Below are 25,378 nucleotides of genomic sequence, written 5' to 3'. Positions count from 1 at the left end.
TACTCCGACCCTTCCGCGCTTGTGATTTCATTCAATTGTTACAGTTTTAACACAAACAGATGACATAGTCAATAAATACGAGAAACCTTTCCTGATAGCATTTCATCTAATCTAATCCTATGCTATACTGTTTCTGATTATTTAGGGAGGTATGTTATGTCCATGTTTTCTCGTTTGAAAGAGAGAATACACCTACTATATAAAAAACTAGATGATATTCAATTATTCCGCAAAGTAGGCATTACTTATCAAGTATTTTGGAACCTATTCTTGCTTTTTATTATTTTCGGATTGATGTCACTCTTTTTTGTTGGGGGTACTGCAGCAGGTTACTTTGCTTCATTAGTAAAAGATGAGCCACTGCAGAATGCAGAAGAGATGACGACTAAAATTCATAATTATGAAGAAACCAGTCAGGTCTTTTTTGCAGGTGACACCTACATGGGTGAGTTACCGTCAGATTTAGAGCGTCATGAAGTAGCCTTAGATGACATATCAGATTATGTTAAGCAGGCGATTGTCGCTACAGAGGATGAGTACTTTTATGAGCATGAAGGGATTGTGCCTAAGGCGATTCTACGTGCTACATATCAAGAATTTGCAAATGCTTCAACCCAAACAGGTGGGAGTACATTAACTCAACAGTTAATAAAGCAGCAAATTTTATCAAGTGAGGTTTCCTTTGATCGTAAAGCAACGGAAATTCTACTTGCTATGCGTTTAGAGCACTTTATGAGTAAGGAAGATATTTTAGAGGCTTACCTTAATGTGGTTCCATTTGGACGAAATGCATCAGGTAATCAAATTGCAGGTGTACAATCTGCAGCAATTGGAATTTTTGGTGTCGATGCGAAGGATTTAAACTTAGCACAGTCTGCCTTTATTGCCGGACTTCCTCAAAGTCCATTCGGATACACTCCATTTACTTCAACGGGTGAAGTAAAAGAATCGCTTGATCCTGCATTAAATCGGATGAATACCGTTCTTACTCGAATGAATTCAGAAGGCTACATTTCTGATGAAGAATTACAAGAAGCATTAGAATATGATATTGCAGGGGATTTCACAGATCCTACACCTCCTATCACGGAGAAATATCACTACCTGACATATGAAGTCATGAGAAGAGCAACGCCAATTGTCGTCGAGGCAAAATTGAAAGAAGATGAAGTAAACCTCGACGAGATGAGTGATGCAAAGCGAGCTGAGACACTTGATTCTTACTACCAGGCAGCTTCAAATGAGCTTTCTAATAACGGCTATCGAATTCATACTACGATTAACCAAGATGTGTATGATGAGATGCAAAAAGCAGTAAAGGATGACAGCCTCTTTGGTCCTGAGAAAAAAGGTGAAATCGAAGAAGTCGGAGCTGTTCTCCAAGAAAATAAAACGGGTGCAATTATCGGTTTTGTCGCGGGGCGCGAGGAAGGTAGCTCTGATAAGCAATTTAACCATGCAACTCAAGCAAACCGACAAACGGGTTCAACGATGAAACCACTGCTTGGCTATGCTCCAGCAATGGAAATAGGTGCAATCCAGCCAGGACTTGTTGTACCTGATACACCGATGAAATATAAATCAAATGGAAAACCAGTTAATAATTTTGATTTTGGACACAAAGGGTTACAATCGGCAAGAAAATCTCTTGCACAATCCCGAAATGTACCGGCCGTTCGTGCACAGAATATGGTGCCACATGACACAGCTAGAGAAACCCTTCAAAACTTAGGTATCCCTTTAGCAAACGAAGAGCTCCCGTATGAGTCTACAGTGCTCGGAACTCTTAATATAAGCGTTGAAGAAAATACAAATGCGTATTCTACGTTTGGTAACGGCGGAAAACGCGTGGAATCGTATATGATTGATCGAATTGAAAAAGCCGATGGAGACGTGGTATATGAGCATGAAGAAAAAGTAACAGACGTATTCACGCCTCAAACCACCTATCTAACCATCGATATGATGCGCGATGTGCTTAAACCAGGCGGAACAGCAAGCAGTGTTCCAGGTAACCTAAACTTTAAAGCGGACTGGGCTGGTAAAACGGGTACAACTCAAAACGTACGTGACTCTTGGTTTATGGCGACCAACCCCAATGTGACGCTTGGTGTCTGGATTGGTTACGATTCCGAGTATCAGATTGAACAAACCGTGAATGGTCTTCGCTACGGACCAAGAAACCAAAAGATCTGGGCGAATATCGCTAACGCGGCGCATAAAGCGGACGCTGAGCTCATGGCCCCTTCTGAATCATTTAAGCAACCAGAAGGAATTGTAGCAAAGAAAATCTGTAGCTTAACAGGTACCTCCCCTTCCAAAGCTTGTGAAGAGGCTGACCTTGTGACAACGGATCTTTTTAATTCAAAATATCTACCGAATTCTACTGATAACTTAAAGTCAGAGCGGTATGTAACAATTAACGGCAAAAACTACAAGGCTCGCAGCAATACTCCTGATGAGTTTACAGAACGAGGATTGTCCGTTTCAGGCGATTTATTTGGTGTTGGAGATGTCTCATCATATCTACCTGACTCAATAAGTGGCGTGGTTGGTAACGAAGAAGCTCCTGATAATGGAAATACACCAGGAAAGGTATCTGGGGTATCACTTAATGGTGACTCATTAAATTGGTCAAAACATGATGCAAGTGATATTGTTGGTTACCGTATTTATCGAGCTGATAATGGTAGCAATGACTTTAACGTGGTTCAATCTGTGAAAGGCAATGAGTCCACAAACTACAGTGTAGGAAATGGAACATATGCCTATTATGTAACAGCTGTTGACTCAGTAGGTAACGAGTCTGGTGCATCTGACATTGCTCGGGCCAGTGATTGGTCGGACGAGGATGAAGCAGATCAAGAAGATAATTCGGATGATGATTCAGATGAAGACGCGGATGAAGAGGATTCAGACGAGAGTAATGAAGAAGATTCTTCTGATGAAGACTCAGACGATAATTAACACAACGAGACGAGACATCCATGTGATGCTCGTCTTTTTTGTATTCTAGAGAACAACCACGTATAAATGACACATCACTTTCATTAATCAGAACAAAGTATCTTTTCGCATATTCCGTTACACTAGCAGTATGACGATTAAAGGGGTGACTAGATGACTGAGATAACTCGTATTGGTGTGATTGGTATAGGTAATATGGGGAGTGCTCATGCAAATTACTTGTATGAAGGCCGGATTAAAGGCGCTAAGCTAACGGCGATTCTCGAAGAGCGAGTGGATCGTATCAAAGAAATTGAACACAAGTACTCCGAGGAGCAAGTCACCATTTTTTCTGACGAGAGTGCTTTTTTTCAATCTGATTTAGTGGATGCCGTCATTATTGCAACTCCACACTACAGTCATCCTTCCTTAGCTATTACAGCATTTAAGCATGGGTTGCATGTGCTTGTGGAAAAACCAGCTGGAGTTTACACAAAACAAGTACGTGAAATGAACGAAGAAGCCGAAAAAAGCACATTGGTTTTTTCAATGATGTATAATCAACGTATGAATCCTCTGTACCTGAAGCTAAGAGAAATGGTCCAGTCAAACGAGCTTGGCTCGATTAGACGAATGAATTGGATTATCACTGATTGGTACCGCTCACAAAGCTACTACGATTCTAGCGATTGGCGTGCCACATGGGAAGGTGAAGGTGGTGGCGTTTTAATTAACCAATGTCCTCACCAGCTTGATCTCATGTATTGGTTAACTGATATGATTCCCTCCAGAATTCGTGCCTTCTGCCATTTTGGGAAGTATCGAAACATTGAAGTGGAGGATGATGTGACCGCCTATGCCGAATATGCGAATGGCGCAACAGCCGTATTCGTTACCACTACAGGAGAAGCGCCTGGAACAAATCGTCTTGAGCTGACTGGAGACCGTGGAAAAATAGTCATTGAGCATGATCAACTTACTTTTTGGCGGTTAAGAGAATCAGAAACGACGTTTAATGAAAGATATTCAGGTGGATTCGGTATGCCGGAATCATGGAAATGTGAGGTCCCTGTAGGTGGACTTAATTTAGCACATGAGGGGATTACTCAAAACTTTGTTCGTGCCATTCAATTTGATGAAGCGCTGGTCGCACCTGGAAATGAGGGCATCATTGGTCTCACTTTATCAAATGCAATGCAGCTGTCTACATGGACAGATGGATGGGTAAACCTTCCTATTGATGAAGAGTTATATGCCAAGAAACTAAACGAACAGATTACTCAATCAACCTTTGAAAAGAAAACAATAAAGCAATCACTAAATGTCAAAGGGTCTCATTAAAAAGGAGGAGCTTATGAACCGTAACGATGGAATGAATTACGCACCCAAGGGTAAACCAAAACGAGTAGTTGAGGAAGATACGTTTCATTTTGCTGCAATCGCCTTAGATCATGGTCATATTTACGGGATGTGTCAAGGGCTAGTTGATGCAGGAGCAACCTTAACGAAGGTATACGATCCAGATCCCGAAAAAATGAAAGCGCTTAAATCAAAGTTCCCATCGGTTGAATGCGTCACTTCTGAGGCTGATATTTTAGAGGATCCGACTATTCAATTAGTGGCTGCTGCTGCGATTCCTAGTGAACGAAGCTCACTTGGCAATCGGGTCATGAAACATGGAAAGGATTATTTTACCGACAAGACCCCATTTACTTCGCTTGGACAGCTTGAAGAAACCAAAAAGGTTGTCCAAGATACAAAACAAAAGTATATGGTTTATTATAGCGAGCGTCTTCACGTAGAATCTGCAGTGTATGCTGGGCAGCTCGTCGAGGAAGGTGCAATTGGAGACGTCATTCAAGTCACAGGCTTTGGACCTCACCGATTAAATGCACCTAGCCGCCCTGACTGGTTCTTTAAACGAGACAAATATGGCGGCATCTTATGTGATATCGGTAGTCATCAAATTGAACAATTTCTTTACTATACTGGTAACTCAGACGCTACCATTTTACACAGCAAGGTAGGAAACTACACGTCAAAACAGTACCCTGAGCTTGAGGATTATGGAGATGCAACATTAGTAGGAGAAAATGGTGCAACTCATTTCTTCCGTGTGGATTGGCATACACCAGATGGTTTAGGCGTTTGGGGAGACGGGCGTTTGTTCTTAACTGGGACAAAAGGAACGATTGAAATTCGCAAGTATATTGATGTTGCAAAGGATACAAGAGGCGATCATGTCTATCTAGTAAATGATGATGGTGAGCAGCATTTACACGTTTCCGGAGAAGTTGGCTTCCCGTTTTTCGGTGAATTGATCCTTGATTGTATTCACCGGACAGAAAACGCCATGACTCAAGCCCATGCTTTTAAAGCAGCAGAATTGTGTTTGCTTGCTCAGGAACAAGCTGAAATCATTCACCCTTCGGAATAGTCTGGATGAATACGAACTCGTATCACATCCCCCACCTTTCCATGAATTATTTACAGAATCACTCCTATAAAGTGGCGTTTCATTCCCATCAGGAGGCTGAATTATTTTATTTTCATGAAGGAAAATGTACGTACTTAGTAGGAGATCGTATCTTCCATTTGTCTGCGGGTGATTTAATTTTAATGAATGGCTTAACATTACATCGTCCGAAGCTTTTTAAAGACCATGCGTACGTACGAACCACTATTCACTTTGATCAGACTTATTTTAAGAGTCTTCTCGCTCCGATGAATATGGAAAAGCTAGTTGATCCATTTACATCCCTCTCTTCTCTTCACTTGTCTTTTCGTGGTGAAGAGAAGAAAAAGGTGGAGCACTATCTTACCTCAATGATGGCGTGTAAGGATAAGGATACAGAGGTAGCCTCATTTCGCTTTCAACTGTTATTCATGGATTTATTAAGTTTTCTTTTTCCATATTACCAAGAGCCATTCACACAACGGACACTGCAACAAACGGATAAAGAACGTCACGTTCAAAAGGTTATCTCTCTAATTGAAACAAACTATCACACGGACTTTCATTTAGAAAAGCTCGAAGAAGAATTACACTTGAGCAAATACTACCTCTCAAAAATATTTAAAGAAATTACAGGAGTGACGATTTTCAAATACCTTCATCAGAAACGAATCAACCAAGCGAAGGTTCATATGATGCTCAATGAATCGATTAGTATTACGGATCTAGGGTATCAGACTGGTTTTAAATACCCCTCTCACTTCTCACGAGTCTTTAAACAACTAACAGGAATGACTCCCGAGCAATATCGAAAGGCTGTATCGGATCTATAAAAAAAGAGTTAGACTAATCACTGTCCAACTCTTTTTTGTTTCTCACGCTTTTTTTAGTTCATTGTTTGGAAACAGACGAGCCTCTTCAATCTTAGGAAGCTTTCTTAAGATTGAGCTTGATAACCAGCTTAGACTAAAGATAATCATGGCCACACCACAAATGAAAACCGGCACAATGGGTGTAAAAGCAGATCCAATCACCCCTCCTATTAAACCTCCGAAAGGAGCTCCAATGGCCGCTGCACTTGATAGCACCGTAATCACGCGTCCAATAAAGGAGGTCTCCACCTGTTGTTGAATAGCTGAAAATATTAGAATGTTAATCACCCCAATGGAAATAGCTCCCGTACAAAAGAGAACTATAGACGGAATAACAGGGAAAATGGCAGCGCCTATCCACATCATCCCAGTTACACTAAAACTACTAATAACTAAACATCCAAATTCTAGTTCCTTTATCCTTGGAGTAAGAATTGCTCCGATCATCATTCCAAAAGACAAAGAAGCAAGGTATAATCCATAAATAGCTTCATTTTCGTTTCCTTTTATTAAAGCAAACGCAGGTAGATTAGGAATCATGATCCCCATCGCCAAGTTAACAAATACAATGGAAACGATCATTTTTGGGATAAGTGAATGTTGTATATATTGAATTCCAGCTTTTAAATCTGTTGTATACGAAGAAAGTAATTGAGGAAATGAATCTTTACTCTCAGGAAGTGAAGGTTGTTGAAAATTAAAAAACAGATAAGTTATAGCAGTTAATAGGTGACAAATAGCTGTAATGAAAATCGCATGAACCGGCCCAACAAAGACTACAAGAATACCAGCTCCAGCTAGAAACGCAATTCCCATACCCTCACGGATTGTATGTAAGAAGGAATTTGCTTTAATGATATGCTCCTGTCCGACAATGATTGGAGTAATCGTCGATTCAATCGGATAGGTGAATTGTGAAATGAGGGCTACGACAAATAATAAAACGAGAACATAAAATACATTTAACCCAACAGTTAGGTAAAGCAATGGAATGGTGAAAAGTAAGGCTGACTTTAATAATCCACTCACGATTAATCCTTTCTTATACGTCACATAATTGGCAAAGGGCGCAACGAGAAACGCAAGCGCGCTTGCAAGTGTGATTGAAAAATATGCAAGACCTGAAAATAATACATTCTCCGTTAAATGAAGCACTAAAAGCATTCCTGAAACCGCATAGACCCCTCCCCCTACACCATTAATTAATAAGCCCGTTAAAAAGATCAGAAAGTTGCGTTCTCTCACAAAAGATTTCATTCTTCTTCTCCTCCTTCGTGCTCAAATTTCCTCATGTTAAACTCAATCATATAAGGCTTTTGTTTCATTGCTTCATTCTTACTTTCTTCAAAGGATTTTTTCCCGTACCTTAAGTAAAGCTCTCTTATGTCCTTATTTAGTTCCGTCACTAGCTCATCTGATAGTAAAACATGAGCGTGACTCCCCTCTACAAGGTCATCATCCGTTGCCTGCTTTGGTCCTTTAAAAACAGTTGCTTTTGATCGGTAATACTTTTCAACCACACCTTTATTCGTCTCAGTATGATCAATCTCTAAAATTCCGTGTTTATAAAGCTGTTGAATATGATAATAAATCGTTCCAGCATTTTTTCCGAGTTCCACAGAGGTTTGCTTTGGTGTCATTGGCCTTTCATGAAGTAGCGCAATAATTCGAGAGCGAAGAGGGTCGGAAATGACCTTTTGCTGCTTTAGTGTGACTTTCATAAATTCTTGTTCATCCATTATATTCACCTCTTTGATTTGTTTATATGAATCGATTTAAAAATTCAAATCATCAATTTAGATTCATTATACGATTTAACTTTTTAAATCGCAAGCTTTTTTTAAAACTAAATAAATAACATCTTTCAAGCGCTTCGTCTTCAAACAATCAAGACGTAAAAAGCCGAATGACTCTATTAGTGAGTCATTCGGCTTCTAGCTGTTTGTATTTAGTCTTCCATTGTTGATAAGTCTCCCGTTGGTAAATCAAGCTCCCAAGCTTTTAACACACGACGCATTATTTTACCACTTCTTGTTTTAGGAAGTCCTTTGCGGAACTCAATCTCACGGGGAGCTGCATGAGCGGACAAGCCCTCTTTCACAAATACTCGAATCTCTTCTTTTAGCTCATCAGAAATCTCGTATCCCTCTCGTAAAGAAACAAAGGCTTTAATAATCTCACCACGAACAGGATCTGGCTTACCAATCACTCCTGCTTCAGCAATGGCTGGGTGCTCAATCAGTTTGCTCTCTACTTCAAATGGTCCCACTCGCTCGCCTGAAGTCATAATGACGTCATCAATTCGACCCTGGAACCAGAAGTACCCGTCCTCATCCTGATAAGCGGAATCTCCAGAAATATACCAGCCTTCAAGCTCAAAGTAGCTCTTATACTTTTGCGGGTTGTTCCAAATTTCTCTCATCATCGACGGCCAGCCTTTACGAATAGCAAGATTGCCCATACGATTTGGTGGAAGCTCGTTTCCACGATCATCAATGATTGCCGCTTGGACTCCTGGGATTGGTTTGCCCATTGAGCCTGGACGAATTTCAACAGATGGGTAGTTACAGATAAGCTGAGCCCCTGTTTCAGTCATCCACCACGTATCATGGATCCGTTTGTTAAATACTTTTGAACCCCAACGAATGACTTCAGGGTTAAGCGGTTCTCCTACACTTAATACATGACGCAGACTAGACAGGTCATACTTCTTAACTACTTCATCTCCTGCACTCATCAACATTCTAAACGCGGTCGGTGCACTGTACCAAACCGTTACTTTATTCTTTTCAAGCGTTTCATACCAATCGGTTGGGCTGAACCGTCCGCCTCGAATCACGTTTGTCACTCCAGCAAGCCATGGCGCAAAGATTCCATACGATGTACCTGTTACCCAACCTGGATCCGCTGTGCACCAATAGATGTCGTCATCTTTTAAGTCTAATACCCATTTAGCTGTTTGATAGTGCTGCAGCATCGCATTGTGTACATGTAGAACACCTTTTGGTTTTCCTGTTGAACCTGAAGTATAATGCAGAATTAATCCATCTTCGCGGTCAACCCATTCAATTGAAAGCTGGTCAGATGCCTGTTCTAGCTTTGAATTAAAATGAACAAAATTACCAGATGCCTCGTATTCATCAGCGACAATCAATACCTTTTTCAAATCTGGTAAGTCTTCAAAAGGAACTCGCTCCATTAGAGTTGGAGTCGTTACCAAGACTTTTGCCCCGCTATCTTCCAGACGATCTCTAACTGCTCCTTCCATAAATGCTTCAAACAATGGACCCACAATGGCACCAAGCTTAATCGCTCCGAATAAAGCAAAGTACAATTCTGGAGAACGTGGCATAAAGATGAATACCCGATCACCTATCTTTACCCCTGCTTCTTTTAACACATTTCCTGCTTTATTTGAATAAGCTTTCATTTCTTTAAATGTATACGATTCATCTCGTTTTTGGTCACTATAAAGCAACGCATCTTTATCAGCCTTATCTCCTTCAGCAAATCGATCAATTGCCTCGTAAGCTAAATTCACCTTCCCAGACGTATGCCAAGAGAACTCTTGTTCAACCTGACTCCAATCAAATGACTCATATTCTTTATCATAGTTTGCTAGATTAAAATGCCCGTTTTCAGGTGGAAGCGCTTGCAATTTCATATATCTCTTCCTTTCTGTAATGAATTAACATTAGTATAATATACGTTTTTCAAATACACAAATAGAAAGTAAGGGTTTACAATGATCATAAAAAAACTGTTCATAATATTCGTGCATCCCCTCGTTGCATGTTAGAATTGTGTATAATGAACGTATCAGCCTTAAAAAGGTGAGTGAACAAATATGAATCATATAAAGACATACCATTCTAGACTGATTCCGTTTAAAGATAAGAAGTTGTTAATTGAAGGTCCGATTTCTAAGGAAACTCTTGCATCTTATAGATTTCACGAAGACCTTAACTCGTTTCGACCTGCTAAGAAGCAAAAAGAAGCCTTACTTGAAATTGCTGAATTAGCTGAGGGCAGAATTAATGTGGTAGTTGACGATGATATGGTTGTTGGATATGTCACATTCCTTTATCCAGATCCAATGGAGCGCTGGTCAGAAGGTAATATGGAGAATCTATTAGAACTTGGAGCCATTGAAATCGCTCCTGCTTATCGTGGGGCTGCAGCAGGCAAAAATCTTGTGTCTCTCTCTATGCTTGATTCAGAGATGGAGAACTATATTATTATTACAACGGAGTACTACTGGCACTGGGACCTAAAGGGTAGCGGGTTAGATGTATGGGAGTATCGAAAAGTGATGGAGAAAATGATGGGTGCAGGCGACCTCGTCTGGTTTGCTACAGATGATCCTGAAATCAGTTCACATCCTGCCAATTGTCTAATGGCCCGAATTGGTTCAAATGTAGGACAAGAATCGGTTCAACAGTTTGATCAACTACGCTTCCATAATCGATTTATGTATTAATTAACTTTGGTAAAGGAGTCTTGTTCACATGAAAGTAAAAGATATTATGAAGCGTGATGTTGTGACTTTATTTGAAACGAACACGATTAAGGAAGCGCTTCATTTACTTGAAAAGAATCGAATCAGACATATTCCAATTGTTAATGATCAAGGGCATATCCAAGGAATTGTGTCAGATCGAGATATTCGTGATGCTAGACCTTCTATTTTTGCACAACATTCGGATGACCAGGATTTACTTAAACCGGTGTCTTCCCTCATGTCTACACATATCATTACGGCTGAGCCAGAGGATTTAATCCAAGAGGTAGCTTCTGTATTCTATTTATACCATATTGGTTGCCTTCCTATTACTGAAGATGATCGACTTATTGGAATGGTAACAGAAACGGAGCTGCTTCATACGCTAGTTGAATTTATGGGGGCGGATCAACCAAGTACACAGATTGATGTGGAAGTGAATAATAGTCCGGGTCAATTAGCAGATCTAGCTCATATTTTTAAAGAGCTAGATATTAACATCCACAGTGTCATGGTTTATCCATCTGAAAAAGAAGAAACAAAAACGCTTTTATTCCGTGCTCAGACAATCGATGCCAGACAAGTGATATCAGCAATCGAAAAAGCCGGTTTCACTGTACGCGGTCCACAACTCAATGGAGATTTGTATGAAGAAAGCTGATGCTTGCTATGTCTATTCCCATGAGGAGCATGCTTATCACTTTCACGATAAGCATCCCTTCAACCCTCGAAGGCTTACGTTAACAAAGGACCTATTGGAAACTTGTAGCTCTTTAGATCATTCAAGTGTTATCAAGGCAAGAAAAGCAACGGAACAGGAACTAGCATTGGTCCATGATTCCGCTTATATTGAAGCGGTTAAGCTTGCAGGGGCCAATCAGCTAAGTGCAGATAAGGCGCGAAATTATGGACTCGGAACAGATGATACTCCGCTTTTTGAAGGGATGCATGATGCAGCCTCCTACTTAGTAGGTGGTACATTAGCAGCCGTTGATGCAGTGATGAATGGAGAATATACTCATGCCTTACACTTAGGTGGTGGCTTACATCACGGATTCCGTGGGAAGGCGTCGGGCTTTTGTATCTATAATGATTCTGCGATTGCCATTGAATACGTAAAGCAAACCTATCAAGCTCGTGTACTCTATGTGGATACGGATGCGCATCACGGCGATGGTGTGCAATGGTCCTTTTATGATGATCCTGATGTGTTCACTTTAAGTATCCATGAAACGGGTCGTTACCTTTTTCCAGGTACCGGTAGCATTACTGAGAGAGGGGCTGGATCTGGATATGGCTTTAAGCTGAATATTCCATTGGAAGCCTTTACAGAAGATGACTCATTTATCGCTAGCTACGAAACAGCTTTTCGTGAAGCCGTTGAATTTTTTAAACCAGATTTAATTCTGACAGTAAACGGTGCAGATTCACATTATCTTGATCCCCTCACCCATTTACATACTTCCCTTAAAAGCTTTCATTTTATCCCTAAACTTGCTCATGAATTAGCTCATGAGTATTGTGCGGGTCGGTGGGTTGCAGTAGGTGGAGGCGGTTATGATCATTGGCGTGTAGTACCACGTGCATGGGGTTCCATCTGGTTAGAAATGACAGAACAAACGCATATATTAGATCAGCCTATCCCTACTGATTGGATTGATCGATGGAAAAGCGAATCTGATGTCACCCTACCTACGAGATGGCATGACGATCAGTCTATGTTTCCTACAATCCCTCGAAAACCGATTATCACAGCAAGGAATCAACAAACGGTTGAAAAAGCTTTGTTTTCTATACGAAATGAGAAAAAGCTCCGTAAATCCTAACAAAAAACAGCGAACCTTCCATCAATTGGAGGGTTCGCTGTTTATATGAAACGCTAGTTGTTCCAGCAGTGCAGCATTTCTGAAACGAGTTTGTAGGATTGTTCACTTGCAAGCTTCGTAAAATCCGTAAAGCTCATGGTTGCTTCTTCGTTCGCCTTGTCAGAGATCGCTCGGATAATCACAAAAGGAATCTCATTCATGGATGCTACTTGAGCGACAGAAGCTCCTTCCATCTCCACACAGCTACCATTAAAGTCTTCCCTTAACTTCTCGGAACGTTCTATATCTGCAATAAACTGATCCCCACTTAAAACGCGTCCTTTTTTGACTTGGCAAGAAAGAACACGTGTGGATGCCAGATAAGCCAAGCGAACTAAATGCTCATTGGCTTTGAATAAAGATGGCGTCGATTGCATTGGAATCTGCCCTTTTTCAAAGCCTAATGCAGTTGCATCCATATCGTGCTGGATCGCATCTTCAGAGATAACAATATCACAGACATTCAATTGTTCATCCAATGCGCCTGCAATTCCAGTAAACACAAGATGAGTGACTTGAAAACGATCAGCCAAAAGCTGAGTCGTCACAGCAGCATTCACTTTACCCACACCCGATTGACATAAAACGACGGAGCACCCGTTTAATGTGCCTAGATAAAAGGTAATACCTGCATGCACTTGAATCTGCTCTGCTTCTAAGTCTGCTCGTAACTGAGCAATTTCCTCAGCCATTGCTCCAATTAATCCAATTGTCATAGTCAACAGTTTCACCAACCTTAATCGTTCTTTGTTGACTGTCTAAATTCAATACGGTGTGGAAGCTGAACCGTATGATCTGTTACCTCTTCTTTGTTCATGAATTTAGTTAACAAACGCATAGATACAGCACCGATATCATACATCGGTTGTACAACCGTTGTTAATGTTGGACGGACCATAACAGATAAACGAGTGTTATCAAAACCAATCACATCAAAATCACCAGGTACGTTAAAACCTTTATCTTGAGCACCATGAATGACACCAAGAGCCATTTCATCAGACGATGCGAATATCGCTGTAGGCTTGTCCTGCATAGTAGTAAAGGTATCCATAGCCTCGATTCCAGAATCATATGTATAGTCACCTAATACGATTAGATTCTCATCGAATTCTAAATTCTTTTTCTCAATTGCGGAACGATAACCAGCGAATTTTTGGAATCCATTGATCGGATCATCAAGTGAACCGCTAAGCATACCAATTCGCGTGTGCCCTTTTTCAATTAAAGTTGTAACCGCATCCTCAGCTGCTTGCTTGTAGTCAATGTTCACTGAAGGGAAATCTTTTTCTTGATCAAGCGTTGCCGCGAGTACAATTGGTACCGGTGAACGCTTAAACTGTGCAGCGTGTTCTTCTGTAATTTCTCCGCCCATGTAAACAATTCCATCCACTTGCTTTTCTAGAAGCGTGTTAATAAGATGGATTTCTTTTTCTTTGTTTTGGTCAGAGTTACAAAGAATAATATTGTATTTGTACATTGTTGCAATATCTTCAATTCCTCGCGCTAACTCAGAAAAGAAAATACTAGAAATGTCAGGGATAATAACCCCAACTGTTGTTGTTCGTTTACTAGCTAGACCACGAGCTACTGCGTTTGGTCGATAACCAAGCTGTTCAATGGCTTCTAGTACTTTTTTTCTAGTTGTAGGTTTCACATTGGGGTTACCATTCACAACTCGTGATACTGTTGCCATAGATACGCCAGCTTCTCTTGCTACATCATAAATCGTTGTATTCACATTGATCCTCCTCATAACATGCTTATGTCCTCATTTTGTATTGTTATCATACGCTACAAACCAGGCTTCCGCAATGTCTTTCGCATTTATTCGACACTATCCGATAATTCTTCGTGATTCTTAGTCATCGAACGTTTTCATATAATACTACAGTTATTCCCGTAGGCACTATTTAATATGCTTCCTTTTACCAAAAAAGCTCATCAATCCATTTTAATCCTCCAACATAGGAAAAGCAACCCACTTCAATAGAAGGGGCTGCTTTAATAAATTTATTAATTCTTGTACAGGCCAGATGCTGTCAATTCATCAATAAATGTGTTAAAGGTTGGAATGTCCATTTGTTGTGCAGAGTCAGAAAGCGCAACAGCTGGATCCGGGTGTACTTCTGCCATGACTGCGTCAGCACCAATTGCAAGAGCAGCTTTTGCTGTTGGAAGAAGCAGATCTCTTCTACCTGTAGAATGTGTAACATCAACTAGTACAGGTAAGTGTGTTTCTTGTTTCAAGATTGGCACAGCTGAAATATCTAGTGTGTTACGAGTTGCTTTTTCATACGTACGAATTCCGCGTTCGCATAGCATGATTTGACTGTTTCCTTTAGAAACAATGTACTCAGCTGCATGAATGAACTCTTCAATCGTTGCAGATAACCCACGTTTTAATAGAACTGGCTTATTCACAGACCCTGCTGCTTTAAGAAGCTCAAAGTTCTGCATGTTACGTGCACCAATTTGAATAACGTCTACATAATCCAACGCCATTTCAATATCAGACGGGCTAACAATCTCACTGATAACAACCATATCTTGTTCTTCAGCTACACGCTTTAGGATTTGAAGACCTTCAAGTCCAAGTCCTTGGAAATCGTATGGAGATGTTCTTGGTTTAAACGCTCCACCACGAAGAAGCTTTAAGCCGCGTTCCTTCATTGCTTTTGCAACAGCTGTTACTTGCTCGTAGCTTTCAACCGCACATGGGCCCATAACAAGACGTTGCTGTCCATCTCCAATTGTTTCACCTTTCAGATCAACAATTGTGTTCTCTTTTTGTTTCTTTCTTGAAACAAGTAGTGCTTTACTGTTATCCTCTTCTTGCAGCTCAAGACCTGCCTTAAAGATCTGCTTGAATAAATGTTGAAGCGTACTTGTTTCAAATGGTCCTTCGTTATGTTCAGCAATATGATCAAGCATCTTGCGCTCACGAACTGGATCAAAACGATTAACCCCTGATTCGCGTTTAACTGAGCCGATTTTTTGGACTAATCCAGCACGCTCATTTATCAAAGACAATAGCTTTAGATTCACGTCATCAAGTTCAGAACGTAGTTGTTCTAGTTGTTCATTACTCATACTCTCCACTCCTCACAAAAAATAAGTTCTCTTTAACTTATATTCATTATAAATGATGTATCCATGAATGTCACGACATTTCTCTTTATTTCTTAGACGCTTTTAAGCGCTAAAGTAATTTATTGAATTCTGTATACCTTTTCTCTGTTAACTTTAGTAAAATAGAAACAGCATAAAAGAAAGGTAACAGGTGATTACATGGACGTTTCTCCGACTTTATTTGCTTTAGATATAGGTACTCGCTCTGTAGTAGGTCTGCTCCTCCAAAAACAAGGCGATCAACATACTTTAATTGATATAGAAATAATGGAGCACCAAGAGCGCTCCATGTTAGATGGACAGATTCATAACATCCCTGCCGTTGCAACTGTCATTCAAACGGTTAAGGAACGTCTAGAAGAAAGACATGGTCCACTTAAAAAAGCCTGCGTTGCAGCTGCTGGACGCTCGCTTCTGACTAAACGTGCAACATATTCTGTTCAACTGGATGAACATCCTCTACATACAAAGGAAGAATTAACTCAGCTAGAGCTTAGTGCTGTCACCCAAGCTCAGTATCAATTGGCACTTGAATCAGACCACGCCTCCGCAGCTCGTTACGATTGCGTTGGTTATTCTGTATTAGAATATCGATTAGATGGGACACCTATCGGAAGCTTGCTTCAACAGGCAGGCAAACAAGCTGAGATTGAAGTGATTGCCACGTTCCTTCCTAAGGTTGTCGTTGAATCCTTACTTCAAGCCCTTCATGAAGTTGGTTTAAGCCTAGAAGCGCTAACCCTAGAGCCAATCGCTGCCATAGATGTGTTAATCCCAACTTCCATGAGAAGGCTGAATGTAGCACTTGTAGATATTGGTGCGGGTACTTCAGATATTGCCTTAACTGCAGATGGTACTGTTCAAGCGTATGGAATGGTACCTACAGCCGGTGATGAAATCACTGAAGCTCTTAGTGACGAATATTTACTAGATTTCCCTGAAGCAGAATCAATCAAACGAATGTCACTACAAACTGAACGGGTACAATTAACTGATATCCTCGGTTTAACAACTGAATTTACAACAACAGAGTTATTTGAATCCATCAAACCAGCGATACAAGAACTAGCACATAAAATCGCAGATGAGATCTTGAGGTTAAATGGGAAATCTCCTCGAGCAGTGATGTTGGTTGGGGGAGGAAGTCAGACGCCCTTTCTGCCTGAATTAATTGCTAACGCTTTGCAATTACCGGCAGATCGCGTGGCCGTTCGTGGAGTGGATGCAATTAAACAATTTGTTTCAACGGATGAAAAAGCAGTTGGACCAGAATTAGTGACTCCAGTAGGCATCGCAATCGCCGCAAAGCGTAACCCGATTCAATATGTTCAGGTTCAAGTGAATCAGATGAATTTACGCTTATTTGATGCAAAGAAGTTAACCGTTGGGGATGCACTAGTTTCTGCGGGGATTGACGTGTTAAAGCATCATGGAAAACCAGGTCTTGCAATGGTCATTAAAGTAGACGGATCTCTCTACTCCATTCCTGGTAAGCATGGCCTACCGCCCGTACTTAAAAGAAATGGTGAAAACGCAAGCTTATCTGATTCAATTACAGAAGGCGATATCATTGTTATTCAAAAAGGAGCAGATGGCTCTCCACCCCATGTAACGATAGGTGAAGTTGTAGAGGAATCGTCGCAATTAACTTGTTATGTGAATGGAGAACGAACAGAGTTCGAATACACACTGTTAAAGAATGGTCAGCGATCATCTCGTTCAGCCATTTTACTTGATCGAGATGAAGTCAGCATTCAAAATAAAGTAACTGTGCGAGACGTACTAGCTCATATAAACATTAATCAAGGTAGCTTTAAGAATGTTCATGTGACAGTTAACGAGCAAAGCTTATTGTTGACTCATCGAGATTCATCGCTACTTTTAAATCATCGTCCAGCTTCCCTCGATCAGAAATTGTCTGATGGCGATCATCTTTATTACTCTGTTCCGGATAAGGATGACTCTGATGTAACGGTTGCTGACTTAATTCACCAACTCGGGAATGTGGAGCAATCCATTACTGTTACATTTAATGATGAAACGATACAGCTCACCAAAAAAACGGTGGAGCTCTATCAGGGAGATCGAAGCGTTTCAGCAGATATGCTACTGACTTCAATGGATCACTTTGTGACAAAGGAAGTGGACATCAGTCCATTTATTGTACAAGATTTGTTTGCAGTAACGGATATCACCATACCTACTTCAAACCATACATTTACATTGCTCCGTAATAATGAGCCCGTTGAATTTACAACGAGCTTACAGCATGGAGACAATATAGAGCTAAGGTTTGAAAAAATAACCAGCTAACTAAAAAAACGAGGCCGAGACATAACATTAATACAAATAGTAAAACAAGAACATAGCAAGGTACCCGCTACAGGAGAATCCCTCGCTTTCCGCGGATACGGCCTCAGCCCCTTTTGCGGGTAGCACCGCTACAGTGTCTTCACCACGTATTTTACCGCAGGAGTCTCGGGTTCTCCTTACGCTTGTTTGATTAAAAATAAAATGGCGAATGATTCAACCTTGGAATCATCCGCCATTTTTTCATTTATCTCTAGTTCTGTCTCAAGCTCTTTTAAATTAGTTCATTTTATTCTTTTCTTGTTCCACTTTCTTCTCTAAATCATCAACCTCAGATTTAACCGTTTCAGATACCTTTTGACCAGAATCCTTTAATTCACTTGTTAAATCCTCAGTAAGAGAAGCTACTTCGTCTTTTGTTTGACTTGCATCATTTTTCACTGTGCTTGCTACTTCTTTCACCTTATCAGCTACTTGACTTGATTGATCTGAAACTGTTTTTGCGATATTAGATGACTTTTCTTTCGCAATTGTTGCCCATTCGTTTCCTTTATCGTATGCAGTAGAGGTAAACTCTGATGTTTTTGCTTTAGCCATCTGAGCTTGCTCCCCTAAGTCGTTACGAAGCTCTTTACCAGATTTCGGAGCAAGAAATAAAGCTGTCGTAGCCCCTACAATTCCTCCAATTAGTGTTCCAATTAGAAAATCCTTAGTATTCATGTCTCCCATGTTCGTTTCCTCCTTGTGTTTTAATTGGTTCGTTGAGATGCTGCTTTCTCAGCTTAAACTTTGTATACAAATCAAGGGCCGTAGTCCCCCAATTAACAGCTTTAGCGATATTTTCTGACTGTTCAACCGTCTGACTTGAAACGGTATTTGATACTTGTCGAATCGATTGATTAAACTGTGAAACGGATTGACCTAAATCTTTCACCGAAGTAAACATCGTGTTCACTGCTTCTGATTTTGTTTGAATATCATCTGCTAATCGGTTGGTCTTGTGAAGTAATTGCTCGGTTTCACTTGTGATCCCATTAATTTGTTTCTCTAAATTTGCTACGGTATTAGCCGTGTGCTCCAATGTACGATTGGCTGATCGCAGTGTTCGAACAAGAAAAATAACTAAAACAGCAAACGCAACAGCTGCTATCAGGGCACTTATGTACAAGAGTATTGCCCAATCCATGATGTATCCCTCCTCCATACCTTAGATTTACCCAAAGCTAAATGTGATTAAACATATGTACCTTAAAACATATTCGACAGCTTTTTTAGATATCCTCTATCATACCTTACTTTTCATCTGATTAAAAAAATAATGATAAAATGAAAAAAGATCTTTGGAGATAACATAAAAGGCAAATGATTCACATAAAGAGGAATCATTTGCCTTTTAAAAATCATTTAATTGTTTTGTCCTTACTGTTTCACTAGGTTTTCATAATTCTTCTGAAACTTTTGAATATCTCCTGCACCCATAAAAAGAAGAACACTATTTGAATGTTTACCTAATACAGAGACATCTTGTTCTTTTAAAACATGAGATTGGGAAATAAGCTCTTGCAAGTGGCCAATCGTTAAATTCCCTTTATCTTCTCTTGCTGAACCAAAGATATCGCATAAATAAACAAAGTCTGCTTTCGAGAGTGCCTGCGCGAATTCATCAAGGAATGTTTTTGTCCGGGTAAACGTATGTGGTTGGAAAATGGCAACCACTTCATGTTCAGGATACTTCTTTCTTGCTGCTTCAATTGTAACGGCTATTTCAGTAGGATGATGTGCGTAATCGTCGATTAATACCTGAGTGCCAATTTCTTTTTCACTAAAGCGACGTTTTACACCATCAAACGTTTGAAGGTGAGTAGCAAGATCATCAGCGGATACTCCTTCATAATGACAAATAGCAATGACTGCTAATGCATTCAACACGCTATGGTTTCCGAAACCAGGTATTGTAAAGGTTCCATATAAGCTATTGCGCACAAATACATCAAACGTCGTTCCATTTTCTCCACTTTGTACGTTATGAGCTTGAAAATCGTTATGATCTTTAAAGCCATAATACACAACAGGTACGTTGGCATGAATTCGTTGCAGGTATTCATCATCACCACAAGCAATGATCGCTTTATTCACTTGTTTCGCCATTTCTTGGAATGCGTCAAACACATCTTCAACATCTTTAAAATAGTCTGGATGGTCAAAATCAATGTTTGTCATTACACAGTAATCCGGCTTGTAGTTTAGAAAGTGTCGTCTGTATTCGCACGCTTCAAACACAAAATACTTTGAGTCTTCTTCTCCCTTACCTGTACCATCACCAATTAAATAGGAAACAGGATAAACAGAACCGAGCATGTGAGAAAGTAATCCAGTAGTAGATGTTTTTCCGTGAGAACCTGTCACAGCCACACTTGTAAACTGATTAATAAATTGACCAAGAAATGTAGGATATTGTTCTACTTCAATACCCTTAGTTGCAGCTTCCTGAAGCTCAATATGGTCTTCATTATAGGCAGCTGACACAATGACCTTTTGATTTTCTTTAATATTTGCTTTATCAAAAGGTAAAAGTGGAATTCCTTTTCTCTCAAGTGGTTTTTGAGTAAAAAACGTCTTATCTACATCCGAACCTTGCACATTATAGTTCATGTCATGCAGGATTTGAGCAAGAGCACTCATTCCTGACCCTTTAATCCCGACAAAGTGAAAATCGCTCATATGGTAAACCTCCCCGCCAAATCTCATTCTCAATAGACTCAGAAAACAAGAGAAAGCGTTCATTCATTTTTTATTAATCGTCTATTTTATCTCAATAGCTTTTATCTCTTAGTATATGTTTCATGCTTGTAATACGCGTCTGACAACCTTCACGAACATGCATGTTGACCCCTCCCTATGATATAGAATAAGAGGTCTTAAGACAAGGGCTTCTTAGTCAGTGTATCCAAGAACCTTATCGACAGACATTTCATCAATGAGAACCTGCCTTGGCTTACTCCCCATTGCTCCTGTGATAACGCCCCTCGCTTCAAGCATATCAATTAATCTTGCTGCACGGTTATACCCGATTCGAAACCTTCTCTGAAGATTTGATGCTGACGCATTTCCTTGATTAATCACATGATAACATGCTTCTTCAAAGAGCTCATCTTCCTGCTCTGTCTGTTCAACTGTTTTTTGCATTTGCTCCGTGTCGAGTAAAAATTCTGGCTTTCTTTGCTTTTTCACGTGTGCAATCACATCTTCAATTTCTTCATCGGTTACAAAGGTCCCTTGAACACGGACAGGCTTTGGAGAACCGTTTTCGTTAAACAGCATATCACCACGTCCAAGTAATCTCTCGGCCCCGTTCATATCAAGAATCGTTCTGGAATCTGTTTGAGAAGAAACGGAGAAAGCAATTCGAGTTGGAATATTCGCTTTGATTAACCCAGTAATGACGTCAACTGAAGGACGCTGTGTTGCAACTAATAAGTGAATTCCACATGCTCGAGCTTTCTGAGCAATACGACAGATTGAATCTTCAACATCTTGTGGTGCTACCATCATAAGATCGGCTAATTCGTCAATTACAACTAAAATATAAGGCATTGCCGGCTTGTTTGGATTATCTGAGTATAACTCATTATATCTGCCTACATCACGGACACCTTTTTGACTAAATTGTTCATATCTACGCTCCATCTCACCAACTACCCACTTCAAGGCGATCGTTGCTTGCTTTGCGTCGGTAATAACAGGTGCAACCAGATGTGGAACGTCATTATAAGGAGCCAGTTCAACCATTTTCGGGTCAACAAGAAGAAGCTTCACTTCATCTGGACTCGCTTTATATAAAAGACTAATTAGGATTGAATTAATACAGACACTTTTTCCAGAACCCGTTGCTCCAGCCACTAAACCGTGAGGCATTTTGCGTAGATCTGTGACAATCGGTTGACCCGATATGTCTAACCCTAAAGCAACAGTCATTGGAGAGTCCGGTTGGATAAATACATCACGTCTAAGAATCTCTCGTAACCAAACCGCTTCAGGATGAAGGTTTGGAACTTCAATACCGATTGTGTTCTTACCGGGAATTGGCGCTTCAATTCTAATTTCTTTTGCAGAAAGAGCCATTTTTATATCATCTGTTAAGTTTGTTACTTTGTTCACTTTTACGCCTCTGGCTGGCTGAATTTCATACCTTGTTACAGATGGTCCCATTGTGGTATGAACAACCTTCGCATCAACATGAAAGCTTTGCAACGTTTCCTCAAGTAGAGTCGCTTGCTCTTCAAGCCATTCGTTATCCGTCGCTCGTTTCGCCTCTGGATAACGGAGTAGCTGGATCCCAGGTTTTTGATATGAATCATCAGAAGTTTGTTTCATTTGCTGAGCCGGTTGTGATTGCTTATCCTTAGGCATCATTAATACATTAAACGGGATCGTAGGTTTACCATTCGTTTTTGGTTTCACTTGCTCTTTAGCTGCTTTAACCGATTCCTTGGTTCCTACTTGTTCAGGTGCTGACTCAGGTTTCGTTACCTCTGTCTGCACTTGTATTTCAACCTCTTCGATTTGAGTAGACGCTATGCTGTTCTCATTAGTAATAATGGTGTCTTCAACGGTCGGCTCTTCAACGACAACTTCTACTTGATCATGGTACTCGCCTTGGTTGTCCTCAACAAAATCATTCATTTCATCCTCAGGTATCGGCAACACTTCAATCTCATTGTAATGTACAGTAGTAGCTTGATCTACTTCAACCGTTTGCGCATCCTGACTGATGCTATCTTCTTGAGAGGCTTGCTCTTCAATAATGATTTCACTTTTTACAAAGGAACTAGACTCAGAAGATTCATTAGGTGAAGAACCGTCATCGTTTAATTCTGTTTGATCTTGAACTGCTTTCACCTGTTCCATTTCGTGCACTTGAACTTCCTCGACTGGTTCTGTGTGACCAGCCTCATGATTCCATTCAGATAAAGGTTTAACAGGTCTCCGTAATTTTTCAAACACTGCGTCCTCTAGCCGTTTATTATGCTCTTGTCGCTCTCTTAACCACGAGCCTGTAGGGCGAGCCTCACCTTGTGTTGAATGAAACGCATCTTCAGAGTTATGTAGGGTTAACTGTGTTCGCTGACTAGGCGTGACTTTCCTGAATCCATGAATCGGAGATGGTATAGCCGTTGGTTTAAAATCAGGATTATTGAATTTAACCCGCTCTTTTTTCTCCACAACATCTTCTTGATAAGAATATTGAATTCGCTTTGAGCCCTTTGGTTGAGATGCTTCGGTTCCAAACTTCTTTTCCCATTTTGTCTCATCCACTGCTCGATCATTCATCATTTCCTTAGCCTGTTCTTCCATCTCTACAGGGAACCTTACACCACGAGACTTTGCATATTGATACGTAATCCGAGGGGTAAGATCTGTTGACTCTTGATAAGAAGAATAGCTAGATTTTCGTTCGGCTTTATTTACTTTTTTGTCAGCCAGTTCTTTATCTTCTGGCTCTACATCCTGCTCTGATCCAAAGAATGTTTGTTGGATCCATTTTTGAAAACGGTTCAATGGTTCCACGCTTTCATTCACCTGCTTTCTAACCACTAAGCTCCTTGGAACAAAAAAAAGCCGGCAGCAGTAAGATCGCTTTATCACATGCACAAAGGCTGCTTTAGGAGACCTATTGCTAAACCAGCCTTTTTCATTTTAGGCTGCTGTTATTTTTATCTTGAAAACGGTTGACCCGCTTCGTAGGAGTCGTCAAGTACTAAAATTCCTTTTTCTTCAGGAGCATTCGGAAGATTAAGCTCTTTGGCTGAGCAAATCATTCCATTTGACTCTACGCCACGCAGAGAGGCTTGTTTAATTTGTAGACCACTTGGCATGACCGCTCCTACAAGAGCAACAACAACCTTCTGGCCTGCCTCTACGTTAGGAGCACCACAGACGATTTGTAAGGTTTCCTGACCTACATCGACTTGGCAAATCCCTAGCTTATCTGCATTAGGATGCTTTTCTTTAGAGGTTACATATCCAACAACAAACGTTGGTTGATCTGCTCCATCAAATGAAAGAGTCATCCCCTCTTTTGAAAAGGCATTTTTAATCAGTGACTTTACGGAATCAGTTAGTTCAACAACTCCCGAATCATTTATTACCCCAAAAGTGGAAGCATTAAACACATTATATCCAATTGTTTTGTTTGTTTCTGTATCAAAAATTCTCGCTATGTTTCCAGTGCGCTCATAAGATTGTTCTGCTACTTCAATATTTAAAAGGGAAATCAGCAATGTATCGCCTACCCCTTTAAGATTATAAAATACGTTCATGAAGGTGCTCCTTTATCTCTTTTCTAGTTTCTAGTATAACACAGGTACTTTTTAGTTTGATGGGCCTTTAGGTTTTTTTTGTGCCATGATAAACACTGGTTCAATTCCATTGTCACCCATTAAAAATGGAAGGGCTGTGACTGGTACTCTACCTTGTCCAAAAAAGGTCAAAGTCGTTTGTGCCATCACATCATACCCTGTATCATTTACAAGATCGACAAAAAACAAAGCGTCTTGATGTGGAATCGCAATGCCCAATTCGCCTTGCACCTTTTTACCCATTTCTTCAATTAAAGAGGGATCGAGAATTCGACTAGCTTCATAGCCATCTTTTGCATTCATAAAGTAAAAGGTGTTCCCTGCTACTTCCTGTTGTTTGAAGGACTGAGGTAGTGAGCGCAAATTAAACAAAGCCATCTCCCTCAAGGATTCTGAAGTAATATCACTTTGTTCCAGCAAAGAGTGATCAATTAAAGTGTACGATTGTCCTAAATCAAGCGCATAATAAACTCTTGTTTCAGCCGTATGCTCATGGAAAACAAGCTTTTTGCCATCTTTTGATTCCTCAGGAAATGAAGCTGCTCGAATCACCGGAAAAATATGAGATTCGTTTCCTTTTAATTGAACTTGTTGACGCATCGATTCAAGTCCAACCTTCACATATCGAATCGCTTCGTCTACACCTGCGTACTCTTCTCTTTCCCATTTTGCGAGTAGTGGTCGCAAAGAGAGTGTGACTCCTTTATTTGTTACCGTATCTTCTATTCTAAGTGTAGCTTCTTTTTGATTGTATTTGATGTTCCATTCTGGATGCTCAAGCTGAGCTTCAATTTTCTTTCTAAATTCCTGCATATTCATATCGTATTCTTCCTTCCTACCAATCGGTAAGCGATCCATTGTAGTCTTTACCGATTTTACCATGTGTATGGCAACTTTCCAACGAAACCGTATCTTATTTCGTCCATAAAAAAACCTCT

20 protein-coding genes and 1 other annotated feature (1 of these 21 only partly in view) are annotated in these 25,378 nt (G+C 40.3%); of the genes, 8 read left to right on the top strand and 12 right to left on the bottom strand.

Annotated features, from left to right (window positions below):
• Positions 1-25: a binding site (T-box leader), on the bottom strand; it reaches 183 nt to the left of the window's first position.
• A gap of 131 nt (positions 26-156) precedes the next feature.
• The 4 genes from JNO66_RS15565 (at position 157) to JNO66_RS15550 (ending at position 6,234) form a co-directional block, all read left to right on the top strand.
• Complete coding sequence (locus tag JNO66_RS15565) at positions 157-2,967, top strand: transglycosylase domain-containing protein (protein ID WP_246483322.1); 2,811 nt, start codon at positions 157-159, stop codon at positions 2,965-2,967.
• Positions 2,968-3,120: 153 nt separating this feature from the next.
• Positions 3,121-4,287 carry a Gfo/Idh/MocA family protein gene (locus JNO66_RS15560; protein ID WP_203089541.1) on the top strand — a complete coding sequence of 389 codons (1,167 nt, stop codon included), beginning with the start codon at positions 3,121-3,123 and terminating at the stop codon, positions 4,285-4,287.
• Between the two features lie 13 nt (positions 4,288-4,300).
• Positions 4,301-5,383 carry a Gfo/Idh/MocA family protein gene (locus tag JNO66_RS15555; RefSeq protein ID WP_203089539.1) on the top strand — a complete coding sequence of 361 codons (1,083 nt, stop codon included), beginning with the start codon at positions 4,301-4,303 and terminating at the stop codon, positions 5,381-5,383.
• A gap of 41 nt (positions 5,384-5,424) precedes the next feature.
• Positions 5,425-6,234 carry a helix-turn-helix domain-containing protein gene (locus tag JNO66_RS15550; protein WP_210340909.1) on the top strand — a complete coding sequence of 270 codons (810 nt, stop codon included), beginning with the start codon at positions 5,425-5,427 and terminating at the stop codon, positions 6,232-6,234.
• 42 nt (positions 6,235-6,276) lie between these two features.
• Here the strand turns inward: JNO66_RS15550 and JNO66_RS15545 are convergent, their stop codons facing one another.
• The 3 genes from JNO66_RS15545 to acsA all read right to left on the bottom strand — a co-directional run bounded on the left by JNO66_RS15545 (position 6,277) and on the right by acsA (position 9,937).
• On the bottom strand, positions 6,277-7,530 hold the full coding sequence (locus JNO66_RS15545) for an MFS transporter (protein WP_203089535.1): 1,254 nt from the start codon (positions 7,528-7,530) through the stop codon (positions 6,277-6,279).
• Positions 7,527-8,012: an ArsR/SmtB family transcription factor gene (locus JNO66_RS15540; RefSeq protein ID WP_246483321.1), complete on the bottom strand. Its 486-nt coding sequence runs from the start codon at positions 8,010-8,012 to the stop codon at positions 7,527-7,529. Before JNO66_RS15540 ends, JNO66_RS15545 begins: the two co-directional genes overlap by 4 nt.
• Before the next feature lie 209 nt (positions 8,013-8,221).
• On the bottom strand, positions 8,222-9,937 hold the full coding sequence (acsA, locus tag JNO66_RS15535; RefSeq protein ID WP_203089533.1) for an acetate--CoA ligase: 1,716 nt from the start codon (positions 9,935-9,937) through the stop codon (positions 8,222-8,224).
• 183 nt (positions 9,938-10,120) lie between these two features.
• Here acsA and JNO66_RS15530 point away from each other — a divergent pair, with 183 nt between their 5' ends.
• Genes JNO66_RS15530 through JNO66_RS15520 form a run of 3 tightly spaced genes read left to right on the top strand, consistent with a single transcriptional unit; the run spans position 10,121 to position 12,600 of the window.
• Entirely contained in the window at positions 10,121-10,753 is a 633-nt protein-coding gene (locus tag JNO66_RS15530) for a GNAT family N-acetyltransferase (protein WP_203089531.1), read from the top strand.
• Between the two features lie 28 nt (positions 10,754-10,781).
• Positions 10,782-11,435 carry a CBS and ACT domain-containing protein gene (locus JNO66_RS15525; protein WP_203089529.1) on the top strand — a complete coding sequence of 218 codons (654 nt, stop codon included), beginning with the start codon at positions 10,782-10,784 and terminating at the stop codon, positions 11,433-11,435.
• Entirely contained in the window at positions 11,422-12,600 is a 1,179-nt protein-coding gene (locus tag JNO66_RS15520; RefSeq protein ID WP_203089520.1) for an acetoin utilization protein AcuC, read from the top strand. The genes JNO66_RS15525 and JNO66_RS15520 overlap by 14 nt, the downstream gene beginning before the upstream one ends.
• Positions 12,601-12,653: 53 nt before the next feature.
• On the opposite strand, the gene JNO66_RS15515 is transcribed toward JNO66_RS15520, so the two are convergent.
• The 3 genes from JNO66_RS15515 to JNO66_RS15505 form a co-directional block, all read right to left on the bottom strand.
• Positions 12,654-13,355 (bottom strand): 5'-methylthioadenosine/adenosylhomocysteine nucleosidase, encoded by a 702-nt coding sequence (locus tag JNO66_RS15515; protein ID WP_203090235.1) that lies wholly within the window; start codon positions 13,353-13,355, stop codon positions 12,654-12,656.
• Positions 13,356-13,375: 20 nt separating this feature from the next.
• Positions 13,376-14,380: a catabolite control protein A gene (ccpA, locus tag JNO66_RS15510; protein ID WP_203089518.1), complete on the bottom strand. Its 1,005-nt coding sequence runs from the start codon at positions 14,378-14,380 to the stop codon at positions 13,376-13,378.
• Positions 14,381-14,655: 275 nt separating this feature from the next.
• Positions 14,656-15,732, bottom strand: coding sequence for a bifunctional 3-deoxy-7-phosphoheptulonate synthase/chorismate mutase (locus JNO66_RS15505; protein ID WP_203089517.1), 1,077 nt, complete (start codon positions 15,730-15,732; stop codon positions 14,656-14,658).
• A gap of 198 nt (positions 15,733-15,930) precedes the next feature.
• On the opposite strand from JNO66_RS15505, the gene JNO66_RS15500 reads away from it, so the two are divergent.
• Positions 15,931-18,084 (top strand): cell division protein FtsA, encoded by a 2,154-nt coding sequence (locus JNO66_RS15500; RefSeq protein ID WP_203089513.1) that lies wholly within the window; start codon positions 15,931-15,933, stop codon positions 18,082-18,084.
• A gap of 276 nt (positions 18,085-18,360) precedes the next feature.
• Here JNO66_RS15500 and JNO66_RS15495 read toward each other — a convergent pair whose 3' ends face one another.
• From JNO66_RS15495 to JNO66_RS15470, 6 genes are all read right to left on the bottom strand, one after another.
• Positions 18,361-18,810, bottom strand: coding sequence for a YtxH domain-containing protein (locus JNO66_RS15495; RefSeq protein ID WP_203089512.1), 450 nt, complete (start codon positions 18,808-18,810; stop codon positions 18,361-18,363).
• Complete coding sequence (locus JNO66_RS15490; protein ID WP_203089511.1) at positions 18,791-19,267, bottom strand: DUF948 domain-containing protein; 477 nt, start codon at positions 19,265-19,267, stop codon at positions 18,791-18,793. The genes JNO66_RS15495 and JNO66_RS15490 overlap by 20 nt, the downstream gene beginning before the upstream one ends.
• 233 nt (positions 19,268-19,500) lie before the next feature.
• The gene (murC, locus tag JNO66_RS15485; protein WP_203089510.1) at positions 19,501-20,802 is read right to left on the bottom strand and encodes a UDP-N-acetylmuramate--L-alanine ligase; all 1,302 of its coding nucleotides are present in this window, start codon (positions 20,800-20,802) and stop codon (positions 19,501-19,503) included.
• A gap of 213 nt (positions 20,803-21,015) precedes the next feature.
• Positions 21,016-23,649: a DNA translocase FtsK gene (locus JNO66_RS20840; protein WP_308807452.1), complete on the bottom strand. Its 2,634-nt coding sequence runs from the start codon at positions 23,647-23,649 to the stop codon at positions 21,016-21,018.
• 146 nt (positions 23,650-23,795) lie between these two features.
• Positions 23,796-24,401 (bottom strand): YtpR family tRNA-binding protein, encoded by a 606-nt coding sequence (gene ytpR, locus JNO66_RS15475; protein ID WP_203089509.1) that lies wholly within the window; start codon positions 24,399-24,401, stop codon positions 23,796-23,798.
• Positions 24,402-24,452: 51 nt separating this feature from the next.
• Complete coding sequence (locus JNO66_RS15470) at positions 24,453-25,322, bottom strand: DUF1444 family protein (protein WP_307730740.1); 870 nt, start codon at positions 25,320-25,322, stop codon at positions 24,453-24,455.
• Positions 25,323-25,378 lie beyond the last annotated feature (56 nt).

Origin of the sequence: Alkalicoccobacillus gibsonii, from assembly GCF_016798245.1 — a bacterium.
In the GTDB taxonomy this organism is placed as follows: Bacteria; Bacillota; Bacilli; order Bacillales; family Bacillaceae_D; genus Alkalicoccobacillus; species Alkalicoccobacillus gibsonii.
This window is presented reverse-complemented; position numbering and strand designations above follow the sequence as displayed.

What these genes read in the sequence shown, in the direction of transcription:
- JNO66_RS15515 (WP_203090235.1), bottom strand. Translation starts at nt 13,355, where the DNA reads ATGACAATTGGATTAATTGGAGCAATGGCTGAGGAAATTGCTCAGTTA.
- JNO66_RS15505 (WP_203089517.1), bottom strand. Translation starts at nt 15,732, where the DNA reads ATGAGTAATGAACAACTAGAACAACTACGTTCTGAACTTGATGACGTG.
- JNO66_RS15545 (WP_203089535.1), bottom strand. Translation starts at nt 7,530, where the DNA reads ATGAAATCTTTTGTGAGAGAACGCAACTTTCTGATCTTTTTAACGGGC.
- ytpR (WP_203089509.1), bottom strand. Translation starts at nt 24,401, where the DNA reads ATGAACGTATTTTATAATCTTAAAGGGGTAGGCGATACATTGCTGATT.
- JNO66_RS15525 (WP_203089529.1), top strand. Translation starts at nt 10,782, where the DNA reads ATGAAAGTAAAAGATATTATGAAGCGTGATGTTGTGACTTTATTTGAA.
- JNO66_RS15490 (WP_203089511.1), bottom strand. Translation starts at nt 19,267, where the DNA reads ATGGATTGGGCAATACTCTTGTACATAAGTGCCCTGATAGCAGCTGTT.
- JNO66_RS15540 (WP_246483321.1), bottom strand. Translation starts at nt 8,012, where the DNA reads ATGGATGAACAAGAATTTATGAAAGTCACACTAAAGCAGCAAAAGGTC.
- JNO66_RS15560 (WP_203089541.1), top strand. Translation starts at nt 3,121, where the DNA reads ATGACTGAGATAACTCGTATTGGTGTGATTGGTATAGGTAATATGGGG.
- JNO66_RS15495 (WP_203089512.1), bottom strand. Translation starts at nt 18,810, where the DNA reads ATGGGAGACATGAATACTAAGGATTTTCTAATTGGAACACTAATTGGA.
- JNO66_RS15550 (WP_210340909.1), top strand. Translation starts at nt 5,425, where the DNA reads ATGAATTATTTACAGAATCACTCCTATAAAGTGGCGTTTCATTCCCAT.
- JNO66_RS15500 (WP_203089513.1), top strand. Translation starts at nt 15,931, where the DNA reads ATGGACGTTTCTCCGACTTTATTTGCTTTAGATATAGGTACTCGCTCT.
- JNO66_RS15520 (WP_203089520.1), top strand. Translation starts at nt 11,422, where the DNA reads ATGAAGAAAGCTGATGCTTGCTATGTCTATTCCCATGAGGAGCATGCT.
- murC (WP_203089510.1), bottom strand. Translation starts at nt 20,802, where the DNA reads ATGAGCGATTTTCACTTTGTCGGGATTAAAGGGTCAGGAATGAGTGCT.
- JNO66_RS15530 (WP_203089531.1), top strand. Translation starts at nt 10,121, where the DNA reads ATGAATCATATAAAGACATACCATTCTAGACTGATTCCGTTTAAAGAT.
- JNO66_RS15565 (WP_246483322.1), top strand. Translation starts at nt 157, where the DNA reads ATGTCCATGTTTTCTCGTTTGAAAGAGAGAATACACCTACTATATAAA.
- acsA (WP_203089533.1), bottom strand. Translation starts at nt 9,937, where the DNA reads ATGAAATTGCAAGCGCTTCCACCTGAAAACGGGCATTTTAATCTAGCA.
- JNO66_RS15555 (WP_203089539.1), top strand. Translation starts at nt 4,301, where the DNA reads ATGAACCGTAACGATGGAATGAATTACGCACCCAAGGGTAAACCAAAA.
- JNO66_RS15470 (WP_307730740.1), bottom strand. Translation starts at nt 25,322, where the DNA reads ATGGTAAAATCGGTAAAGACTACAATGGATCGCTTACCGATTGGTAGG.